Here is a 20,892-nt window from a genome sequence, read left to right on the forward strand (position 1 = left end):
CTAATGGGCTATTAGAAAAAGGTGAAAACCGATGGACAGACTCTGGGCAATGCAAGTCTTCGTGCGCGTGGTGGAATGCGGCAGTTTCAGCCGCGCCGCCGAGTCGCTGGATATCGCCAATGCCACCGTGACCGCAAGCGTGCGCAAGCTGGAGGATTACCTGGGGGTGTCCTTGTTATCGCGTAACACCCGCTCGTTGCGCTTGACCGACGATGGCGAAGGTTATTTCGAGCAGTGCAACCAGGTGCTGCAGTTGGTCGCCGATATGGAAGCTCAGGTTCGTCAGAAGAAGGGCGAGATCAGCGGACAGTTATGCATCGAGTCGCCAGCGGCGTTCGCCCGTGCCTTGCTGTGTCCGGCATTGCCCGCCTTCACCGCGCAACACCCCGGCTTGTCCGTGGCGTTGCGCCAGACCGACCATGCTGAAGACCTGATCGCCACCGGCACCGATGTGGCGATTCGCATAGACTCGGTCAACGATGCCGACCTGGTCGCCCGACCGCTCTATCATGCGCACTACGTAGCCTGCGCAGCGCCCGAACTGCTCAAACGGATCGGCACGCCCGAACAGCCGCACGATCTGCAGCCTGAACACTGCCTGGGTATTTTCGGCGCCGGTCGCTACACCGTCTCAGACTGGACCTTTACCTGCGACGGCGAGCAACACCAACTGACGCCCCGTGGCGACCTGCACTTCAACAGCACCGACGCGCTGATCCAGGCCGCCCTGGCCGAGCAAGGCGTCATCTACGTGCTGGACGTGTTCGTCAACGGGCTGATCCGAAGCGGCGAACTGGTGGAGCTATTCCCCGACTGGAGTACCGGCAGCCGAAGCTTTTATACGGTGACGCCCAAGGCGCGTTTTATCGCACCGCGCACCCGCGCGTTCATCGATTTCATCCTGGCCACACTGGATGCCCAACGGCGCCCGGCGTCGGGCGCAAGCATCTCGATAAAGCAGGGACGACGCGGGCTCGTCTAGCCCCCGCGCTGCCCAATGAACAATGCCAGTCACAGGCGTGGACTGGCATGGATTCTTCGGTACCCAGGAACCTAGCGCAACTCATCCAATAAAGCCGGCAGCATGGTTTCCCAAGGGGCGACGATGCCCAGGCTTGCGACCTTGAAAATGTCCGCCTCGGGGTCCTGGTTGATGGCCACGATGCAGCTGTCAAGGCTGACCCCGGCCAGATGCTGCAGGGTGCCAGATATCCCCACCGCCAGGTAGATCTGCGGGCTGACGAACTTGCCGGAGACACCCACCTGGCGCAGCACCGGGACCATGCCCGCATCCACCGCGGGCAAACTGCCGCCCAGTGTCCCCCCTAGGTTCACCGCCAGTTCCTCGAGCAACACAAAGCCCTGTTCATTGACCCCTCGTCCACCGGACACCACCAGTCTGGCGCCCTCCAGAGGCGGCAGTTGTTGACCGCTTTGGCGCTGGTCCAGGGTCAGCGCCCTGGGCAGCTGGCCGTGTAATTCGATGGTGAAAATATCGGCCTCGGCTTGCGCATTGAACAGTGGCCGGGCTGCCCGTAGACAGGCGAACGCCGGACCGCTGTCGACGTGCAGGCACAGACGCATGCGCCCGCCCCAGGCCGCTCGTTCAGCCACAAGTCGCTCGCTCTCGAATCGCAGTGCGACACAACGCCCCAACGCCTGCCCATCGAGCGCGTCGGCCAGCAATGCCGCAAGCTCTTCGCCAGGAGGCCCCGGTGGCAGTAACACCAAGGGCACCTCACCACCGAGCCGGGGAATCGCCCGTAGCGCTTCGCCAATCGCCGCGACCAGCACCTGCGGCTCGTCACATTCGCCTAAAGCCCCATGCACAGACTGGTACACCTGTCGGGCTCCGGCGCGCATCGCCAATTCGGCGTCTTGCGCACTGGGCTGGCTGCTGATCAGCACCGCCGCGAAGTCCTGCCCGGCACTGACCTGTTGCGCTGCACCCAGGGCGGCTTCCAGCGCCTGAGCGCCCCAGGCCTGGGGGATTACTGCCAGGATTCTGCTCATGGATTGACCCCTTGCTCTTTCAACCAGCAAGCCAACGCTTTGGCCTGCTGTCCGACGTCCCCACTCAATAGCCGACACTGACCGAGACGAGGGATGACTGGCGCGGCTTGCAGCTGTGACAAGGTCAACCCGGCACGCACCGAGGCCGACGCCGCGACATGGGGGAAAGGTCATGCGCTTGGCTTGCATGACGTTTTTCATGAGCGGGTATCGCAGCTTGTTGCGCCGATCATTGGTCACGCTCGCCAACAAGGGCTGATCGACCTCAAGCCACTCTTCACAGGTGCCGCGCTCGCGCATCAGCCACAGTTGCTCACCTTGCCACTGGCCCGACTGGGCCATTGAAAACTGTGATCTGCCGAGCTTGCGCGCCAGCAATACCGCAATGCTGCCTTCATCCAGATCGCCAAGCTCACGCCCCACCAGCACCAGTTCGTGCCCGCCGTAATCACGCTTGATCAGCCCGGCGATCTGCGCGGCCGTCTGACGGGCATCCCACAGTTGCAGGGGTTTGAGTTCCAGGCAGTGCAATGAGTCGGGACGAAACGCCGCGACACTGCGCATCAGGTTTTCAGTGTTGGCGCCCTCCAACAGCAACACATCGATCTGTGTCGTGGCGCTGGCGTCACGCAATTTCAGCGCGACTTCCAGCGCGGCCTCGTCGAACGGGCTGAGCACGCGCCGGGGCGATCCTTGCTCATCGATCGTCGCCTGGCTGTTCAAACTGATGGGGTGCAGCGGGAAGCGGATATCCGTTACGCCCGCCAGCAGCACAAGAATCTTCATGGTCGGCCCTCGCTCGCAGTGCGTGCCCGGGCGCCGGCCAGGCGTCGAACACGGCGGCCTTGCCCAACGCCGAACCGGTCATGTAAGCGGCACCATGAAAGCCACCGATCATCTCGCCCGCCGCCAGCAAGCCCTCGATGGGCTCGGCGAACACATCAAGCACACGCAACTGCGTGTCCACGATTACCCCGCAATAGGTGCCGAACACCGCAGCCGTCGATGGGTAGGCATAAAAAGGAGGACGCTCGAGGGTGCGCAACTGGCCGTGATGGTGCACCAGATGCTGACGGCCGAAGGCCGGTGGCAGCCCCTGGCGCACGGCATCGTTGTAAGCGGCAACTTCAGCCAGCAATACGTCTTCAGGTACTTCGATCAGGCGCGCCAGCTGTTCAAGGGTCTGTGCCTCGACGAACAGTCCCTCCTCCAGGCGCCTGGTGAAATCGAGGATGCGGACCTGGTTGTCACCACTGTCCATGACGTCCTGGTCGAGGATCTGGTAACCCACGCCGAATGTCTGCTGCATGACCGCATCGCCGAGCAACTTGTAGGACTGCGACTCGTCGACAAAACGCCGACCGTCCTGGTTAACCGCGATCGCGCCTTTGTAAACGGCCAGGCAGGCGTGGTGGTTGTGCTCGTCCATCGGGTGTTTGCCGAACGTACCCTTGATGTAGGGCAGGTCGCGCACGTCCGCGCCCAGGGCCCAGGCCATGCGCAGACCGTCGCCTTCATTGCCTTCGCCACCGATAAATACCGCATTGTCGTACTGGGGGACAAAACGGTGAATCAACTCACGGTCCTGCACAAAACCACCACTGGCCAACAGCACAGCGCTGCGGGCCATGACGTGCTGCTGCTCACCGTTACGCTCAATACTGGCCCCGACCACCCGGCCACCCTCGTTGCGCAGCAGAGCGACGGGCACGGCTGTGCAGCCAGACCTCGACCTTGTTCGTGGCGAGCGCGGCCAGTTGTAGTTGGCGGACCATGTCGGCGGGATCGACGTTGTGGACCCGTGGCACCGACTGCCCTGAGGCGGCCTCGATGACATCGGCGAACACCACCCCGTTGTCCTTGAGCCACTGATAAGTCTGCAGTTGGTGGTCTGTGTAGAGCTTGACCAGGGACTCGTCACATTCACCTTTGCCCACATCCACCAGGTCATCGAACAGCAGTTGCGAGGAGTCTTCAATGCCGTGGAAGCGCTGCAGATCGGTGCCGGCGAAGGCCAGGCAACCGCCGCTCATGGCCGACGAACCGCCGGTTTGTGCGGTCTTTTCCAGCACTACGACCTGCAACCCCGCCTGGGCCGCACTCAGCGCTGCGCAAAAACCCGCCAGCCCGCCCCCTATTACCAGCAGGTCGCATTCGTAATGATTCATACCGGGCCTCCAGCGTGCAAAAGTGTGGACAAGCCATAGAACCCGAAGACTTCCCGAACACGATCAGGCGCCGGTTGAGCCGAGAAATAGCCACGATTGCAGGTGCTCGTACCATTGGCGCGACGCAAGTCGACCATGGCTTCCGCCTGCTTGACCCAGGCGCCGAGCGAATCGAGTACCGGCACCCCATCGACAGCGTTGATGCCATGGGTGGCCAGCAATACATTGAGGGTGCCTCCCCGGGAATGATCACCTCGGCACCCTGGGCGATCAGGCCACGAGCGGCGCTCCGAAAGCGCTCGATCAGATCACTGGGGTCGCTAAAGGCCGCCAGCACATCGGCAAAGTGAAAGCCCACATGCCGCACCCCGGTCAACCGCCCGGCAAGACCATGGTGCGCGGCATTTTCAGTAATCTGTTCCACCAATTCGTTGATGAACACCAGCACTCCGAAGGTGCGACCAAGCATGCACGCGGTCAGCATCGCGGACTCGCCATAGCCCACCACTGGGATGTCCAGCAGGCTGCGCGTTTCCTTGAGCGCCGGTTCCGGCAGCGTACTGATGGCGTAGGCATCGAACCCCTGATCCTGGGCGTTGATGCCCGCCGCCATGAACTGCAGGCCATGCAAGTACTGCAATGCTGAATACTTGATGTCATCGCCGGGATAGTTGTTGCGGTACGTGCCTGGGAGCATCCCGTGCATATGGATTTGCGTGCCTGGGCGGGCAACCTTGCGAAAAATGTGCGCGCAACGCTTCGTCGTAAGCACCGAGGTCGCTTAGAACAGTGAAACTTTGATGCCAGATACGGATGCTCATAGGTGTCCTCATTCAAGAGCCAGGTCCTGGGTGTGCCAACCTTGCGGCCAACTCACTGAAACACCCTGGCGAATAGTTGATGAGGAATTATTAGCGGACCGCCACAAGACTGAGTAGGCGCTGAGGTTGAACGGGCCTTTCAAAAAAACTGCAAGATCGAAAAAGGCCCGTCTACGAACACACCCATCGTCAGGATGCTCATCGAATACCTGGACACGCGCAATTTACTTTAACGCGGCTACCACGGCATCGAAGAATACCATCGGGTCGATCGGCTCTTTATCAACCGGCTTGGGCTGGGCACCGAAGGTGACAATTACCACGTTATTGGCGGGGTTGATGTAGATGTTCTGGCCTTGGATACCGACCGCGGAATAGGCGCCGTCTTTCACCGACGGCTCGGTCCATGCCGTCCACCACATGTAGCCGTAGTCCAGGGATTTGCCGCCTTTGAGGGTGGTCGGCAGCGTCGCCTCCTTGACCCAACCCTCGGGTAAAATCGACGCTCCATCGATCTTGCCGCCGTTCATGAAAAACAGCCCGAAGCGTCCATAATCGCGCAGCGTGGCGCTGATACCGCTGCCACCGATTTCCACGCCGTCAGGTGAATCGAGCCACCACCTGGCATCACTCTCCATACCGAACGGCTGCCAGATCTTCTTCGACAGATAATCGGCCAGCGGCATCTTCACAGCGCCACGAACGATTTCTCCGAGTACCTGCGTTTCGCCAGTGCTGTAATTGTTGGTCGTGCCGGGCTCAGCGGCTCGCGGCAAACTTGCCATCAACGCCATGGCCGAACCCGGTTTTTGCGATATTTGCGCTTTGAGTAGCGCGCGACGGTCAGACGTTGGATCGGTGTAGGTCTCGTTCCACTTCACTCCCGACGACATCATCAGCACGTTGCGCACGGTCACGCCTTCGTAGGCGCTGCCCTTTAGTTCTGGAACGTAATCCACCACCTGCGCATCGAGGTCCTTGATAAGGCCGTCTTTGATCGCTGCAGCCGCCAGCGTGGAGGTAATGGATTTAGCCATCGACATCGACATCCAGCGGGTTTTCTCGGTGTTGCCACGCTGATAGGTCTCGAACACGACCTTGCCGTCCTTGAGCACCAGCATCGCCGTAATGCTGTCCAGTGCGACGAAGTCATACAGGTCGTACTTTTTGTCCCCTACCGTGAAGCGAACGTTGGGCAACTGTTTGTCCGATTTCACCAGCGCATACGGGTGATCGCCGGCCTTGATCATGTGGGTCGGGAACAGCCGGTCGATGTTGCGGTAGGTACTGACCGCAAGATCGGGGAGCATGGCGCCGTCATAGATCTGCTCGACGGTGCCAATCGGCTCCTGGGAGTGGGGATAGTCGTCAGCCCATGCGCCCGAGGTGATACCCGCAGCGAGCAGACCCAGCGAGAGAAGGAGCGACCGACCAGGCGCAGCCGGACGAAAAATAACGGATGAGTGCATAACCTCTCCTTTTTTGTTTTTGCCGTTCACGAACATTGGGACACGTGCGCGCTTGAACCATAGCCTACTCGTTGGGATTGCGCCGCATGGGCAGCGCTGATGGAATGGCGGATATGTTTCACGTTTATTTCTTTGCGCTCAATCGGCCACCCGCGCTTAAACCACAGATGCCTGGTATAGCGCTCGATACGCCGCCGCCAGTTGCTCCAGATTGAAAGCCAGATTACGTCCACTGGGGTTCGGCAGAATCCACACGGCCGCGCCAGCAAACGTCTCTGCCTGAAGCCCCCATTGCAGCTGTTTTCGCCCGGACAATCCGGCGTATGCAGCTTTACCAAGAAACGCCACGTAGCGAGGCGCGCAGCGGGCGATCTTCTGCTTGAACCCGACAGCTACACCGCTGAATTCATCAGCCGACAACTGATCCGCCCGCGCCGTCGGCCGTTCGACGACGGCGGTCAATCCGCAGCCGTATTGCAGAAGCGAGTGGTCGTCTACCGCGCACACTACATGCGGGGTGAACCCGGCCAGATGCAATGTGCGCCAAAAGCGATTGCCCCGCCCTGCGAAGTGATGCCCCTGGGCGGCGGCCAACAGTCCGGGATTGATCCCGCAAAAATCACTGACAGTCCTTCGGCCAGAATGTCCTCAAGCCCCTCTCCCACCTGACACCTCTCAGCCGCAGATAACGCGAACGGCATTACGAGCCTGCGCGCTCAGTTCCTCGCGGGATTTGCCGGCGCGGGCGCGGATCGAAATGCTGTGCAGCAACGATGACGCCAGTACCGCCAAGGATTCGGCGTCGACATCGCCTGGCAATTCGCCGGTGGCGACGGCCTTGCGCAACCGCGCTTCCAGATCAGCATCCAGTTGACTGAGTCGCAGTGACAGCACTTCGCGGATCTGCAGGTCCTCGACCGCTTCAGTGGTCGCCGTGCCAATCGCAAAACAGCCACGAGGCTGGCCGTCACCCGAGAAGTAAATCGCCAGTTGCCCCTCATAGAAAGCTATCAGCGCTTGCTCCAGCGTCAGGTCGCTGTTGTTCAGCGCGGCCTGCATTGTGGCATGGGCAGTTTCCCAATACTGGTCGAGCGCCTTTATATACAGCGCGTGTTTATCGCCGAACGCGGCATAGAGGCTCGGCCGGTTCATTCCGGCGGCGCTGGCGATGCTGTCCAGCGAAGCCGCCGAATAGCCGGTATTCCAGAACACACCCAGCGCCTGGTTCAGCGCGGTCTGCGGATCGTAGGCGCGGGGACGGCCGCGGCCTTTTCCTTCCGTCGGTTTATTTTGTGCCATGTCGTACAAATTCCTTGCAGGAAGAATCGGTCACCCATATTCTTACACCATCGCACAAAATTAAGGAATCACAAATTCCTTGATTCGCAGTTTGTTGTAGCGGAGCTCGAACCGGGTCTGGCGACGACGAAAACAGCGGCAATGGAGCCACCCTCCCCCGCCGCGCAGGGGCTTGATTACTCACGGCAATGATGACGTCGGGCCGCTGGCGATTGCGCACAGGTCGGCCCGATTTCCCGGTTACAGGTGGATTCGATTATGACTACGCAATTCGATCTCTCGGCAACAAACGCCCAACAACATCCAGGCCTTGACCTGGCTGACACCTCACCCAAAAAGCCGTTCAAGCAGAGACTTCGACCGCTGCTCATGGCCGGCGTCCCGGCGCTGTTTGCAGCGCTGGGCTGCAACTATTACCTGGCCAACGAGCCCTTCGTTTCCACTGATAACGCCTACGCCCGGGTCGCAAAAGCCTCGATCAATGCGCGGATTTCCGGGCAAGTGGTCGAGATCGCGGTGGAAGATAACCAATCGGTGCATAAGGGCCAGGTGCTGTTTCTCATCGATCCGGCGCCGTTACAGATCGCCGTCGACCGCGCCGAAGCCCAACTGGGCAACGCCCGGCTGCGCATCGACAGCCTCAAGGCCAGCTATCGCCAGCAACAGGCCGAACTTCAATCGGCCAGGGCGTCGGAGGATTACGACCAGAAAGAGTTCGTCCGCAAGAAAGCCCTGGTAGCCGCCGACTTCGTCTCACGAGCGGTATACGAACGGGCAGAAACCGACCTTAAAGTCACGCGCCAACGCATCGCATCGATTGAACAACAAATCGCCAGCACCGTGGTTGCGCTGAACGGCAACGCGAACATCGCTGTCGACAGCCACCCGACCGTGCGCGAGGCCAAGGCGCAGCTCGATGAAGCGCGACTGTACCTGTCCTACGCCACCGTGACCGCGCCGGACGACGGAATCGTTGCCAAGGTCGACGATCTACAAGTCGGCAACTACCTCAACAGCGGCGCGCCGGCGTTCGCATTGATTTCCGACCGTGAGATCTGGGTCGAAGCCAACTTCCGCGAGACGCAAGTCACGCACATGCGTCCCGGGCAGGCCGCGACCATTTCGATCGATACCTATCCGGATCGTCAGTTCAAGGCCCACGTCATCAGTATGAGCCCGGGCGCAGGTTCCGACTTTGCTCTGCTGCCACCGGAGAATGCTACTGGTAACTGGGTGAAAGTCGTGCAACGGGTGCCGGTACGGTTGGAGTTGGATGAGCTCGATCCGAGCCTGCCGCTGTTTTCCGGTACCAGCGCCACGGTCCGGGTCGACACCGGGCACCGCACGCCATGGTGGCATCCCCTCAAGTCGTTGCTGAGCGCAGGTGACTCCTGATGAATACCACCACTTCGGCGGCAGCCGACGCCCGCGCCCTGCGCTTCGTCGCCCTGCTTGCCACCTACCTCCAGTCGGCCAACCTGCCGCTGCCCAACGCGGCACTGCGCCTGATTCAGGGCAGCCTGTCGATGACCGACGACCAGGCCGGGTGGATCTTCACCGCGTACCTTGCCGCCAGCGCCATCACCACGCCGGTCGCACAATGGCTGGCCGGACGCTTTGGTTTGAAGCTTGTCTATCAGACTGCGCTCGCCACGTTCGCCATGGGCCTGTGGCTCGGTACCCTGGCTGACACGCCGCTGGCGTTCATCGCCGCGCGCATCCTGCAAGGCCTCGCCGCCGGCGTGCTGGCGCCGTTGTCGATGGCTATTGCCATGGAGACGTTGCCCGCCGCACGCCGCCCGGGCTTCGGCCCGAAATGGACGGCGCTGGTATTGTTCGGGATCGTCAGCGGTCCGAGCATCGGCGGTGTGATCTGCGAGCACTTCGACTGGCGGCCGATGTTTTACCTCAGCCTGCCCCTGACCGCTTACATCTTCATGGTCGTAACGTTGTTGCTCGCCGAGAAGAAAGCCGCCCAGCGCCCTGCATTCGATTTCTTCGGCTTTGCCAGCTTCACCCTCGGCATGATCGGCCTGCAAATGCTCCTCGACCGTGGCGAACGGCTGGATTGGTTCGACTCGCCGGAGATCTGGATCGAAGCGCTGGCCAGCGCGCTCGGGCTGTACCTGTTCGTGGTGCATGTGCTGACGCGCCAGGTGCATTTCCTCAGAAAGGGTTTGTTCGCCGATCCCAACTTCCTGTGCTCGACCGCAATCTTCTTCGCCCTCGGTTTCGTGTTGCTTTCGACCATGGCGCTGACCTCACCGATGCTCGATGAAATCCTCGGTTACCCGCCAGACACCACAGGGTTCCTGACCATACCGCGCGGCATTGGACTGGTCGGCGCTTTCCTGCTGATGGGACGGGCGCCGACGCGGATCGATCCTCGGTTGTTTGTTATCCTCGGCATCGCGCTCGTGGTGTACGCCAACTGGCTGATGCTCGGCTACTCGCCACTGATGGACTGGACGCCCGTGGCCGTCAGCGGATTCGTCCAGGGCGCCGGACTCGGCATGTTGATGCCGGCGTTGAGCAAAGTCGCCTTCAGCACCCTTGATCCGCAGCTGCGCCCGGAAGCCACCGGTTTCTTCAACCTGATGCGCGTCTACGGCAGCACGCTTGGCGTGGCGGTGGTACAGATCTACTTCTTCAACAACACCCAGGCCATGCACTCGGCGCTGGCCAGCCAACTGACGCCCTATCGCCATTCGCTGACGATGTCCCCGCCAGCGCTCGAGGGCTTGAACCATCTGATCACCCATCAAGCGGCGTTCATCGCGGTCATGGGCCAATTCAAGATTCTGCTAGTGGCGATGCTGGTGGTCAGTCCACTGGTGCTGTTCCTGCGCAAGCCCGTTGCGGCCAATTAATGCTCGTGGAGTCTGGAACATGAAATCTTCTACGCGCTTCATCTCGTGGCAATTGTTGCCGACGAAAATCACCCTGTTGGCGGCGCTGGTCATGTTGTCGGCCTGTACTGTCGGGCCGGATTTTCAACGACCCGATGCCAGTCAATCGCAACACTACGACCAGCAGGCCGAGCAGACACCGGGCGCGCCGGGGGCTCAGCACTTCGATATGGGCCAACGCCTCAAGGGTGACTGGTGGTCGGCGTTTCACTCGCCGAAGCTCGATCAAGTGGTGCGTCGCGCCATCGCTGGCAACCTCGAACTGGTTGCTGCCGACGCCACCATTCGCCAAGCCGCGTCCTCGGTGGCAGCCGCTGAAGGCGCGCTGTATCCGCAAGTGGATTTCGCCGGCCAGGCCGGACGCCAGCGCACGCACAACGGGCCGGAACCCGTGGTGGAAAATTTCTATGCTATCGGCCCACTAGTCGCGTTTGATCTGGATGCGTTTGGTGGCAACAAACGGCTAGTCGAGCAGCAGCAAGCACTGACCACTCTGCAAACCCATCGCTACGAAGCCGCGTACCTGACGCTGACCGGAGACGTCGCCAGTCAGGCATTGCTGCTCGCCTCGGCCAACGCGCAGATCCAGGCCGTGGAAACCCTGCTGGCCAACGACACGAAGAATCTCGACCTGATCCGCCGCGCCCATCAGAGCGGCAGCACCAACCTGATCGACGTATCGCTGGCCGAAACCCGCCTCGCCCAGGATCGCACCCTGCTGCCGCCCCTCGCCCAGCAGCGCGATGCCGCACGCCATGCATTGTCGATTCTGGCCGGCGCAGGTCCGGCGGACTGGGTTGCCCCCGACTTCAGCCTCGATGACTTCAACTTGCCGCAGAGCATCCCTGTCAGTCTGCCTTCGGAGATGGCCCACAGCCGGCCGGATGTGCTGCAAGCCGAGTCGGAACTGCACATCGCCAGCGCCGCCGTGGGTGTCGCCACCGCCAACCTGTACCCGCATGTCGAGCTGTCCGCCTCGCTGGCGCAAGCGGCATCCGGCAACGGCGGCGCCGCGTTGTGGGGATTCGCCGCGGGGCTGACCGCGCCGATCTTCAATGGTGGCACGCTCAAAGCTGAACGTCAGGCGGCCGTCGAAGGCTACAACGCGGCACTCGCCCGCTATCAACAGACGCTGATTCAGTCGTTCGGTCAGGTCGCAGACACCTTGCAGGCGATCAACCACGGCGCGGAGCGGAGCCAGGTCCAGGACGACGCCTTGCGCGCCGCCGATAGCAGTCTGCGGCTCAACCAACAAGCTTACGTGCAGGGCGAAAACAGCGTGCTGCAGGTGCTCGAAGCCGAGCGCGCCTACCAGCAGGCGCTGCTCGGCCAGATCCAGGCCCGAACCGCGCGCTACCTCGACAGCGTGCACCTGTTCGTCGCGCTCGGCGGCAACTCGGTTGGCGTGTTCAAGCAACAAGTCGCCGCCCACGCCGCTGCGAAATCCCTCGCTCAACAAGCGCTGTAACGACGGAGAAACGTCATGACCTACGAAGCCTTTCACGATGCACTACGCGACACCCGTTTACCGCTGAACAATGGCGCTGGCGCGATGCCGGCGGTGGGATTCGGCACGCTGTTCCGCGACCTGAGCACCACCACCGAAGCGGTCAAATGCGCCCTGGAAGCGGGCTTTCGCCACTTCGACTGCGCCGAGCGCTATCGCAATGAAGAACAGGTCGGCGTGGCCTTTCAGCAGGTGTTCGCCGCCGGTCTGATCCGACGCGAAGACGTGTTCGTCACCACTAAACTGTGGAACACCAACCACCGTCCGGAGCGAGTCAAAGCAGCACTCGAAGCGAGCTGCCGGCGCTTGCAAGTCGACTACATCGATTGCTACCTGATTCACACGCCGTTCGCTTTCCAGGCGGGTGATGACCAGGACCCTCGCGACGTGTACGGGCATGTAATTTACGACGGCGAGGTCAAGTTGATCGATACTTGGCGCGCTCTGGAGAACCTGGTGGATGAGGGTCGCTGCAAATCCATCGGCCTCTCGGACATCACCCTCGACGCTCTCAAGGAAATCGTCGCCGCCGCACGGATCAAGCCGGCCGTGGTGCAGATCGAATCGCACCCGTACTTGCCTGAATGGGAGCTGCTGGAGTTCTGCAAACAGCACGGCATACTCGTCCTCGCCTTCGCCCCGTTGGGCCATGGCATGCAGCCGAATGTGCTGGAAGACCCGGTGATCACCGGCATCGCCAAGCGCGTGCAGAAGACCCCGGCTCAGGTGCTGCTTGCCTGGGCCGTGCAGCGCGGTACCGCGTTTCTCACCACTTCGGCGACGCCAGGGCACATTCAGGAGAACTTCGACATCAGCACCCTGCCGCAGCGCGCCATGCGGGAGATCAAGGACGAGATCACCACGCGGATTCGTTTCAACTCCGTGGTGGAGACAGGGGTGCCGGGGTTTATTCCACGCAAAAATTGACACACGATAGATAGACGGCCTCCGACCGAGGCCGTCTATCTATTTTTTCCAGTGAATTTCCGGGAGCACCCCGATGGACGTCTTCCAGAGCATGCGCTTCTTCGTCTGCGTCGCCCAAAGCGGCAGCTTCACCGCCGCTGCGCAATTGCTGGACACCACCACGACCAACGTCTCGAAAACCATCACCGCCCTCGAAACCCGACTGCACACGCGCCTGATCAACAGAACCACTCGACGTCTGGCCCTCACGGAGGCCGGCATGCGCTACCTGAAGCGTTGCGAAAAGATCATTGACGACGTGCGCGACGCCGACGAGGAAGCTGGCACCGCGCAAACCCTGCCCGTCGGCCGCCTGAAAATCCACACCATGTCGGCTATCGGCAACCATTACTTGATCGACGCCATCGCCAGATACCGCGAGATCCACCCCACCGTGATGTTCGACCTGACCCTGACAAATCGCATCCCCGACCTGCTCGAGGAAGGCTACGACATGTCCATCGTCCTGGCCCGCGACCTGCCCGATTGCGGCTTCGTTGCACAACGGCTGGGTACCACCTACAGCGTGCTGTGCGCCTCGCCGGCCTACCTGGAAAAACACGGAACCCCCGACTCCCCGCCACACTCGGCGAACACGATTGCCTGCGCATCGTCAACACAGTGATGCCTGAGGAAAACTGGACATTCGAAGGGCCCGAAGGCATGGAAACCATCAACATTCCCGTCTCGCCCTTGCACATCAACACCGCTGACGGCATGACCATCGCGATCAACAAAGGCATGGGAATTGGCATACAACCGATTGCATCGGCCGTGGACGGCTTGAGGGCGGGAACGCTGGTGCGGGTCTTGCCGAAATATCGGATGGAAGAGTTGAACCTGTTCGCGATCTACCCGTCGCGCAAGTTCGTCGATGCGAAAATCAAAACCTGGGTGGAATTTCTCAAGCAGTCGATACCAGAGCGACTGGCGTCGGATGAAAACATCATCGGACCAGGAAACTCAGCGCAGCGGCATGGAGTGTCGACCCTCCACCGCCTGCACCGGAGTCAACTGGAGCAGCCGGTCCCCATCACTTGATACTGCAAAACATGGCGCTCGCCGTAGGAGTCCTCATAAGTCATCCGAACCGGCACCGGGGCACACTCATTGGCTGGTTCGCTGATGGAGATGACGTGCTCGATGTCCAGTTTGGTTGCGTAGTTGTAGATCTCGAATGGAATGGTTTTGGACTCGGTATTGTCCGCCGCATGGGCGTGTGCACCGAAGGTGACGAAAAGTACGAGCAGGGCTGTTTTCTTGAAGGTCATGATGTTCACCGCCTCGTTGAGGAAGCCGCGGAGCGCAATTGCTGGCGGCTTGGGGGCGATGGTAGATGGCGTGGGGTGGGGGAAAAACTGGGGGTTGGACAAAGAGTATTGCCGGATCTTGTATGAATCGAGGATTGCATGGCCAGAGGCGGTTACGTATTTCTTACGTTCCGTTTACGAATCCCTTCATGAGGCTTACGTGAGAGTATTCATGAAGGTAGTAAAAAGCTGAGAATAGCTTCTGATGACCGCAAGCGTAGGCCGCTCAAACGCTGCCCTCACGTTCGATCACCAGAATCCGCGCTTCTCCACGAGGATGCGCAACGTGCTCGCATCCAACCCCTGCGAAGAACACGTCGCCCACCACCAATGTCAAGACGCGCTCGATGCCTGCTTCGCGATAATGCATATCGACCGTGCCGTCGAGGACGGCGAATACCTCCTCGCCATCATTCACATGCCATATGTACGGCTGGTCGGTCCAGTGCAGGCGAACGGTGGTTCCACCCATATTAGCGATGTCGTCAGCGCCCCAGGCGCGAGTCGCGGTGAAGTCCTTGCTACGGATAACTCTCATGGATTGTGTTTCTCGAACAGATAGCAAATTTGTACCCATCTAGCAGAACCTTTGACTCGGCGGGACGGGCAGCGCTGAACAGATGGCTGTGGATGTGATTCATGCGTTGTTGCACCTATCGGGATAGCTATCGGGAAACTTCATCCCTGCCCTGCCCCTCACCCCTTTGACCGCGATGTAAAGGAGTGGCCCTATGGAGGCGAATACGAGCGTGAGCAAAAGGTACGGCAGTACACGTGGCAATGAATCGCCTCTGGACCTGGCGTCGTTCACCATCCACACGCAAGCGAGCGCCGCCATCAGGTAGAGATCGATGACCACTTGCGCGGTGTCAGGCCGGGACATCAACTCGATACCAAAGGCGAAAAGCGACTGCTCGGCCGTGAGTAGCGTCCAGCCGGTATAACACGAAAAAATCAACAAGACAGGCAGTGCGATGTAGTCGGCTCTCATGTCCTTCTCCCTGGTAGGTGGCGTCGACACAGTAGTGATAATGTTGCGCGTCTCACAATGACCTGACAGGTCATGGACACTCTTCACATGGACAGTCAGAGTTGAACTCATGGGCCACCACAACTTCCATCCCGCGCACTCCGCACCCCGCACCACCGCTGGCGAGCATCTGCGACGATTTCGTCAGCAAGCAGGGCTCAGCCAGCTGGACCTTTCCCTTCTGGTCGGTGTATCCCAGCGTCACCTGAGCTGCGTCGAGACAGGTCGCGCCAAGGCTAGCCCCGCCACATTGCACGCTCTATTAACTGCCCTGGACGTGCCCCTTGAGCACTGCAACGCGGTCTTCATTAAGGCTGGCTATGCGCCCCGCTACGCGGCTTCTGCGCTCGACGCTCCGGCGCTGGAAGCGGTGCATGCTGCTATCGATCACATCCTGCAAGCCAATAACCCTGCGCCCGCCATTGTCATCAGCAGTAACTGGGACATTACCGCAGCCAATGCCAGCGCGGGGTTGCTGTTCGAGATGGCCGGTGTATGCGCCGATGGCGAGTCGCGTCTCAACCTGCTCGACACCCTGTTGCGTCCCGGTGGCTTGGGAGACTGTCTGGTGAACGCACAGGAAATCCGGGCAATTGCGTGGCAACGCGCCACCAGGGAAGCCATCAGCAATCCCGACCTGGCGCGCCTTATCGAAAACCTGGCAGGGCCTACAGACATCCCGCTGGATGCACCATCGTCACCCTTGATACTGACCCGAGTGCGCACCAACAACGGGGAGCTGCGGTTCTTATCCACCTTTACAACGTTCGGCATGCCGCTCGATATCACCGTGGCGTCATTGCGCATCGAGCACCTCATCCCCGCCGACGCTGATACCTGGCAGAGGATGAAAGACGCTTACGAACTGTGGTCAGCGGCCAATGTGGAGCCGGCGCATGCATAGACGCGCCGGACGCTTCACGCTCACTCCTGCTCCATAAACTCGGCCACCCCCGATCCTCCCCAGAAAACCGCCGCTCTGGTGATGCCACAACCGCGCATAGATGCCGTTCTTCGCGAGCAGTTCGCTGTGAGTGCCCTGCTCGATGATACGGCCGTCATCCATGACAATAAGTCGATCCATGGCCGCGATCGTGGACAGCCGATGGGCGATCGCGATCACGGTCTTGCCCTGCATCATTTCGTCGAGGCTTTCCTGAATCGCCACTTCGACTTCCGAGTCGAGTGCACTGGTGGCCTCGTCCAGCAGCAGGATCGGCGCGTTCTTCAGCATGACCCGGGCGATCGCGACGCGTTGACGCTGGCCGCCCGACAGTTTGATGCCGCGCTCGCCCACTAGCGTGTCATAGCCGCTATGGCCTTGGCGGTCGCTGAGCTGGCTGATGAACTCATCGGCCTGGGCACTGGCCGCCGCGCTGCGGATCTGTGCATCGGTCGCGTCGGGACGGCCATAGGCAATGTTGTCGCGAATGGAACGGTGCAACAGAGAAGTGTCCTGCGTGACCATGCCGATAGCACTGCGCAGACTGTCTTGCGTCACGTGCGCGATATTCTGGCCGTCAATGCGAATCTCCCCGCTGTCGATGTCATAGAAGCGCAGCAGCAAGTTGATCAGCGTAGATTTGCCGGCGCCAGAGCGGCCGACCAGACCGATTTTTTCGCCCGGGCGAATGCTCAGGCTCAGGCCATCGAGCACCTGGCGTTCGCCGTTGTAATTGAAACGCACCTTGTCGAAGGTCACCGCGCCGCCGGAAGTCACCAGCACGCCGGCATCCGGTGCGTCTTGCACCTTGGCGCCCTGGGTCAGGGTCGCCATGCCGTCCTGCACCGTGCCGATGCTTTCGAACAGCGAAGTCATCTGCCACATGATCCAGTTCGACATGCCATTGATGCGCAACGCCATGGCGGTGATCGCCGCCACGGCACCAGCGCCAACGTCGCCCTGATGCCACAGCCACAGGGCATAACCACCCGCCGACATGATCAAGCCCACCACCAATGCCTGATTGACGATTTCGAACAGGCTGACCAGACGCATCTGGCGAAAACCGGTGAGCTTGAAATCTTCCATCGCCGCACGCGCGAAGTGCGCCTCACGGTTGGAATGGGAGAACAGCTTCACCGTCGTAATGTTGGTGTAAGCGTCGGAGATACGCCCGGTCATCATCGACCGCGCATTCGCCTGCTCCTGCCCGACTTTGCCCAAACGCGGCACGAAGTACCACATGGCCAGCGCGAACAACACCGCCCAGCCAATGAACGGCAGCATCAGTTTCAAAGCGAAGCCGCCAGCCAGCGCGATGATCGCGATGAAATACACGCCAATCCCGGGGAGGATCTCGATAAGGGTGAAGAGCACGTCGCGCACCGCGAGCGCCGTCTGCATCACTTTGGTCGTGACGCGGCCGGAAAACTCATCGGAAAAAAACGAAAGGCTTTGCCGCAACATCAGCCGGTGGAAGTCCCAGCGCAGCCGCAGCGGCAGGTTAATCGCCAATATCTGGTGCTGCACCATGGTGCGCAGTGCCACCAGCCCGACACTGGTCACCATTACGATGCCCATGCCCCACAGCACGCGACTTTCCTGGGCTGCGGCATCACCGCCGGCTTTCCAGGTCGAGAGCAGGTCCACGACCTGACCCAGAAAAGAAAATAGCCAGGCTTCGTAGATCGACACGCCGGCACTCAGCAGCACAAACGCAAGAATATAACCGCGCGCGCCCCGTGTGCAGGCCCACAGGAACCGCGCCAGGCCATCGGGTGGCGGGGGTACCTCGTCGGGAGGAAAAGGGTCAAGCCTTCGTTCAAATGCACGAAGCATGGTGGTCTCCAAAAAGATCAGGTTCGGGAGATTCTGCCATTGAACGGTTGCCTTGAGGGTTTCAAGCGGCGGACATTAGCCTGCCGTGATCAAATCCGCGTCCCATCAAAGCTGATTTCGCGACGTGAAAAAGGCCGCCACTGCCGCCAGCACCAGCAAGATGGCGCTGGCGAGAAATGTCAGGCGATAGCCGCTTGCGTCGAACAGCAGTCCGCCGAGGGTGGAGCCCAGCGCGATGGATAGCTGAATGACGGCCACCATCAGGCCGCCACCGGCTTCCGCGTCCCTGGGCAACGCCTTCGCCAGCCATGACCACCACCCCACCGGTGCAGCCGTTGCGATCAGGCCCCACAGACCCAGCAATACAAACGCTGCCACGACTCCGTCGCCGAGGACAATCAAGGACAGTGCAATGGCGGCCATCAACAGTGGAATGCAGACCAGTACGCGATACATTCCGGCTTTCAGGAATGTGCCGATCACAAGGGTCCCGACAAAACCCGCCACTCCGATGACCAGCAGGATCATCGACAACAGGGAGACATCTACACCCGTGACAGTTTCCAGGAACGGGCGCAGATAGGTGAACAACACAAATTGCCCCATGAAGAACAGGCCCATACTCAACATGCCGAAACTGACCAATGGCCTTTTGAACAATCGAAAGACATTGCCAGCACCCGCTTTGCGCGGCGCCGCCGGCATGGCTGGCAGGCTGATCCATTGCCAGATCAACGCGATGATCGCGACCGGAATCAGGCACAAAAAGCGCCCCGCCAACCGATGACACTGCCCAGATAGCTTCCCAGCGGTGCGGCCACTACGGTTGCCAACGCATTGCCACCGTTGAAGATCGCCAGCGCCTTGGGCACGCTATGGGAAGGTACCAGGCGCATGGCCATTGCCGCCGACATCGACCAGAACCCGCCGATCACCACGCCGATCAGCGCACGCCCCATCATGTACACCGTATAGTTCGGCGCCAGGCCTACCACCAGCCCCGACACACACATCATCCCGGTCAGTAGCAGCAATAGCGTCTTGCGGTCCAGCGAGCCTGCCAGCCTGGAAATCGAAAGGCTGGTCAGCACCGCGAAAGCGCCGGATATGGCGATCCCGTAACCGGCCAGCCCTTCACTGATTTGCAGGTCTGATGCAATCGGCGTCAGCAAGCTGACAGGCATGAATTCAGAGGCAATCAGCGCGAATACGCACAGTGTCATCGCGAAAATGCCACTCCAGCAGGCCGGCTGTTCGCCAGTCCCAGGCCGGCCTGAAACATCAACTGCCGGGGTGTCGAATACTTGAGCCCTCATGCAAAAACCTCTTATCCAAAGTTTGTGGGGGCAGCCCTGCCCGGTTAGCCAACCACTGTCAGCCGCCGGGTAAAAAAGGCGTTGAGCCGGGTCCAGGGAATCAAGTCCACGCGGTCATACCGATGCACCTGACCCGCACCGGCAACCCAAGCCAGCGCCCGTAGGTGACATAGCTTGACTGATAGGGGATATCTTGATTAGTAGGCATAATCATTATGCGGTTTTGAGAAAAACTCAGTAATGGCCAATACCAAAGTCAACGATCTGCAGGCTTTCCTGGCGGTAGCGCGAGATCAGAGTTTTACCAAAGCCGCCGCCAAACTGGGCGTCACGCCTTCTGCGCTAAGCCATACGATCCGCGCACTCGAACAAAGACTGGGGATCCGACTGCTGGCCCGCACGACACGCAATGTGTCGCCCACGGAGAGCGGGAGAACGGTTGATGCGCTCGATTGCCCCGCTCTTTGACCAGATCACTGCGGAGGTTGAAGCGCTGGGCGAGCTTCGGGACAAGCCCAGTGGCACGATTCGTATTTCCTGTACTGACGATCAGATTGAATTGTGCGTGCGGCCGATGCTTGCAGAATTCCTGGCCAGCTACCCGGATATCACGCTGGAGTTCTACGTCGACTATGGCTTCACCAACGTCGTCGAGGAGCGATTTGATGCCGGCATCCGCATGGGCGAATCGATCAGCAAAGACATGATCGCCGTTCGCATAGGCCCGGATTGGCGGTTGGCCGTGGTGGGTTCTCCAGAATACTTCGCCCGCAACCCGGCTCCCACAACCCCCATGAGTTGACCGGGCATGAATGCGTGAACATCCGCCACCGACCATCCGGGGCGATCTACGCCTGGGAATTCGAAAACGATGGCAAGGCTTTTACGGTCAAAGTCGACGGCCAACTGGTGTTCAACAGCATCATGCACGTACTCAATGCCGCCGCCGATGGCATAGGCTTGGCCTACGTACCCGAAGAACTGGTTGCACCGTACCTGGCCGACGGCCGACTCCAGGAAGTCCTGGCCAACTGGTGCCCTGAGTTCCAGGGCTACCATTTGTACTATCCCAACAGACGCCAGACGTCTGCGGCGTTTTCTGCATTGGTGGAGGCGCTGAGGTACAGAAGCTGACTTGACGAAGTCATACGACCTCTACAGCTTTGTCGAAGCACTAGAAGAATGCCACCAAGCCCAATCCCAAAGCCTTCATCGCTCAAAAACCCTCTTGCCCGGCCTGGCTGAATACGGTACAAATCGAAGAGGTTGTACGACAACATAATAAAAACCCACGAGCCATCC

General features: G+C 60.4%; 15 protein-coding genes and 6 pseudogenes. 8 read left to right on the forward strand and 13 right to left on the reverse strand.

Features of this window, described 5'->3' with window-relative positions:
* Positions 1-31 precede the first annotated feature (31 nt).
* Positions 32-982, forward strand: a complete 951-nt coding sequence (locus JFT80_RS14165; RefSeq protein WP_201148273.1) for a LysR family transcriptional regulator — start codon at positions 32-34, stop codon at positions 980-982.
* Positions 983-1,053: 71 nt separating this feature from the next.
* On the opposite strand, the gene JFT80_RS24325 is transcribed toward JFT80_RS14165, so the two are convergent.
* The 8 genes and pseudogenes from JFT80_RS24325 to JFT80_RS14200 form a co-directional block, all read right to left on the reverse strand.
* A complete protein-coding gene (locus tag JFT80_RS24325; protein ID WP_242482935.1) occupies positions 1,054-2,799 on the reverse strand; it encodes an FAD-binding protein in 1,746 nt (581 codons plus the stop codon).
* Positions 2,711-3,724 (reverse strand): FAD-binding protein, encoded by a 1,014-nt coding sequence (locus JFT80_RS24330; RefSeq protein WP_307833095.1) that lies wholly within the window; start codon positions 3,722-3,724, stop codon positions 2,711-2,713. Before JFT80_RS24330 ends, JFT80_RS24325 begins: the two co-directional genes overlap by 89 nt.
* The gene (locus tag JFT80_RS24335) at positions 3,669-4,181 is read right to left on the reverse strand and encodes an FAD-dependent oxidoreductase (RefSeq protein ID WP_242482936.1); all 513 of its coding nucleotides are present in this window, start codon (positions 4,179-4,181) and stop codon (positions 3,669-3,671) included. Before JFT80_RS24335 ends, JFT80_RS24330 begins: the two co-directional genes overlap by 56 nt.
* On the reverse strand, positions 4,178-4,402 hold the full coding sequence (locus JFT80_RS24340) for a hypothetical protein (RefSeq protein ID WP_242482944.1): 225 nt from the start codon (positions 4,400-4,402) through the stop codon (positions 4,178-4,180). Before JFT80_RS24340 ends, JFT80_RS24335 begins: the two co-directional genes overlap by 4 nt.
* A gap of 83 nt (positions 4,403-4,485) precedes the next feature.
* Positions 4,486-4,953: pseudogene (locus JFT80_RS24345) on the reverse strand (aspartate/glutamate racemase family protein); the annotation flags it as partial.
* A gap of 273 nt (positions 4,954-5,226) precedes the next feature.
* The gene (locus JFT80_RS14190; protein WP_242482937.1) at positions 5,227-6,507 is read right to left on the reverse strand and encodes a serine hydrolase; all 1,281 of its coding nucleotides are present in this window, start codon (positions 6,505-6,507) and stop codon (positions 5,227-5,229) included.
* A 120-nt stretch (positions 6,508-6,627) separates the two neighbouring features.
* Positions 6,628-7,136, reverse strand: a pseudogene (mug, locus tag JFT80_RS14195) (G/U mismatch-specific DNA glycosylase).
* A gap of 10 nt (positions 7,137-7,146) precedes the next feature.
* Complete coding sequence (locus tag JFT80_RS14200; RefSeq protein WP_201148275.1) at positions 7,147-7,770, reverse strand: TetR/AcrR family transcriptional regulator; 624 nt, start codon at positions 7,768-7,770, stop codon at positions 7,147-7,149.
* 258 nt (positions 7,771-8,028) lie between these two features.
* On the opposite strand from JFT80_RS14200, the gene JFT80_RS14205 reads away from it, so the two are divergent.
* From JFT80_RS14205 to JFT80_RS14225, 5 genes and pseudogenes are all read left to right on the forward strand, one after another.
* Complete coding sequence (locus tag JFT80_RS14205) at positions 8,029-9,165, forward strand: HlyD family secretion protein (protein ID WP_201148276.1); 1,137 nt, start codon at positions 8,029-8,031, stop codon at positions 9,163-9,165.
* Positions 9,165-10,640 carry a DHA2 family efflux MFS transporter permease subunit gene (locus tag JFT80_RS14210; RefSeq protein ID WP_201148277.1) on the forward strand — a complete coding sequence of 492 codons (1,476 nt, stop codon included), beginning with the start codon at positions 9,165-9,167 and terminating at the stop codon, positions 10,638-10,640. Before JFT80_RS14205 ends, JFT80_RS14210 begins: the two co-directional genes overlap by 1 nt.
* 19 nt (positions 10,641-10,659) lie before the next feature.
* Positions 10,660-12,147, forward strand: a complete 1,488-nt coding sequence (locus JFT80_RS14215) for an efflux transporter outer membrane subunit (protein WP_201148278.1) — start codon at positions 10,660-10,662, stop codon at positions 12,145-12,147.
* Positions 12,148-12,162: 15 nt separating this feature from the next.
* Complete coding sequence (locus JFT80_RS14220) at positions 12,163-13,113, forward strand: aldo/keto reductase (RefSeq protein WP_201148279.1); 951 nt, start codon at positions 12,163-12,165, stop codon at positions 13,111-13,113.
* Positions 13,114-13,186: 73 nt separating this feature from the next.
* Positions 13,187-14,193 (forward strand): annotated as a pseudogene (locus JFT80_RS14225) (LysR family transcriptional regulator).
* Here JFT80_RS14225 and JFT80_RS14230 read toward each other — a convergent pair.
* The 3 genes from JFT80_RS14230 to JFT80_RS14240 form a co-directional block, all read right to left on the reverse strand.
* Complete coding sequence (locus JFT80_RS14230; protein WP_374091356.1) at positions 14,163-14,525, reverse strand: DUF2790 domain-containing protein; 363 nt, start codon at positions 14,523-14,525, stop codon at positions 14,163-14,165. The pseudogene JFT80_RS14225 and the gene JFT80_RS14230 sit on opposite strands and share 31 nt — an antisense overlap.
* 163 nt (positions 14,526-14,688) lie before the next feature.
* Positions 14,689-15,000: a cupin gene (locus JFT80_RS14235; protein WP_201148280.1), complete on the reverse strand. Its 312-nt coding sequence runs from the start codon at positions 14,998-15,000 to the stop codon at positions 14,689-14,691.
* 99 nt (positions 15,001-15,099) lie between these two features.
* Positions 15,100-15,453: a DUF2834 domain-containing protein gene (locus tag JFT80_RS14240; RefSeq protein ID WP_201148281.1), complete on the reverse strand. Its 354-nt coding sequence runs from the start codon at positions 15,451-15,453 to the stop codon at positions 15,100-15,102.
* 109 nt (positions 15,454-15,562) lie between these two features.
* Here JFT80_RS14240 and JFT80_RS14245 point away from each other — a divergent pair, with 109 nt between their 5' ends.
* The gene (locus tag JFT80_RS14245; protein ID WP_201148282.1) at positions 15,563-16,396 is read left to right on the forward strand and encodes a helix-turn-helix domain-containing protein; all 834 of its coding nucleotides are present in this window, start codon (positions 15,563-15,565) and stop codon (positions 16,394-16,396) included.
* Positions 16,397-16,416: 20 nt separating this feature from the next.
* Here the strand turns inward: JFT80_RS14245 and JFT80_RS14250 are convergent.
* Together JFT80_RS14250 and JFT80_RS14255 are read right to left on the reverse strand one after the other, a co-directional pair.
* A pseudogene (locus JFT80_RS14250) lies at positions 16,417-18,274 on the reverse strand (ABC transporter ATP-binding protein).
* Between the two features lie 105 nt (positions 18,275-18,379).
* Positions 18,380-19,497, reverse strand: a pseudogene (locus JFT80_RS14255) (MFS transporter).
* A gap of 333 nt (positions 19,498-19,830) precedes the next feature.
* On the opposite strand from JFT80_RS14255, the pseudogene JFT80_RS14260 reads away from it, so the two are divergent.
* Positions 19,831-20,724, forward strand: a pseudogene (locus JFT80_RS14260) (LysR family transcriptional regulator).
* Positions 20,725-20,892 lie beyond the last annotated feature (168 nt).

It is taken from the genome of Pseudomonas sp. TH10, from assembly GCF_016651255.1.
Classification (GTDB): Bacteria; Pseudomonadota; Gammaproteobacteria; order Pseudomonadales; family Pseudomonadaceae; genus Aquipseudomonas.

Bases quoted from the DNA above. Each gene is read 5' to 3' on its own strand.
- JFT80_RS14205 (WP_201148276.1), top strand. From the start codon at position 8,029: ATGACTACGCAATTCGATCTCTCGGCAACAAACGCCCAACAACATCCA.
- JFT80_RS14210 (WP_201148277.1), top strand. From the start codon at position 9,165: ATGAATACCACCACTTCGGCGGCAGCCGACGCCCGCGCCCTGCGCTTC.
- JFT80_RS14240 (WP_201148281.1), bottom strand. From the start codon at position 15,453: ATGAGAGCCGACTACATCGCACTGCCTGTCTTGTTGATTTTTTCGTGT.
- JFT80_RS14220 (WP_201148279.1), top strand. From the start codon at position 12,163: ATGACCTACGAAGCCTTTCACGATGCACTACGCGACACCCGTTTACCG.
- JFT80_RS14165 (WP_201148273.1), top strand. From the start codon at position 32: ATGGACAGACTCTGGGCAATGCAAGTCTTCGTGCGCGTGGTGGAATGC.
- JFT80_RS14235 (WP_201148280.1), bottom strand. From the start codon at position 15,000: ATGAGAGTTATCCGTAGCAAGGACTTCACCGCGACTCGCGCCTGGGGC.
- JFT80_RS14215 (WP_201148278.1), top strand. From the start codon at position 10,660: ATGAAATCTTCTACGCGCTTCATCTCGTGGCAATTGTTGCCGACGAAA.
- JFT80_RS14190 (WP_242482937.1), bottom strand. From the start codon at position 6,507: ATGTTCGTGAACGGCAAAAACAAAAAAGGAGAGGTTATGCACTCATCC.
- JFT80_RS14245 (WP_201148282.1), top strand. From the start codon at position 15,563: ATGGGCCACCACAACTTCCATCCCGCGCACTCCGCACCCCGCACCACC.
- JFT80_RS14200 (WP_201148275.1), bottom strand. From the start codon at position 7,770: ATGGCACAAAATAAACCGACGGAAGGAAAAGGCCGCGGCCGTCCCCGC.
- JFT80_RS24325 (WP_242482935.1), bottom strand. From the start codon at position 2,799: ATGAAGATTCTTGTGCTGCTGGCGGGCGTAACGGATATCCGCTTCCCG.
- JFT80_RS24335 (WP_242482936.1), bottom strand. From the start codon at position 4,181: ATGAATCATTACGAATGCGACCTGCTGGTAATAGGGGGCGGGCTGGCG.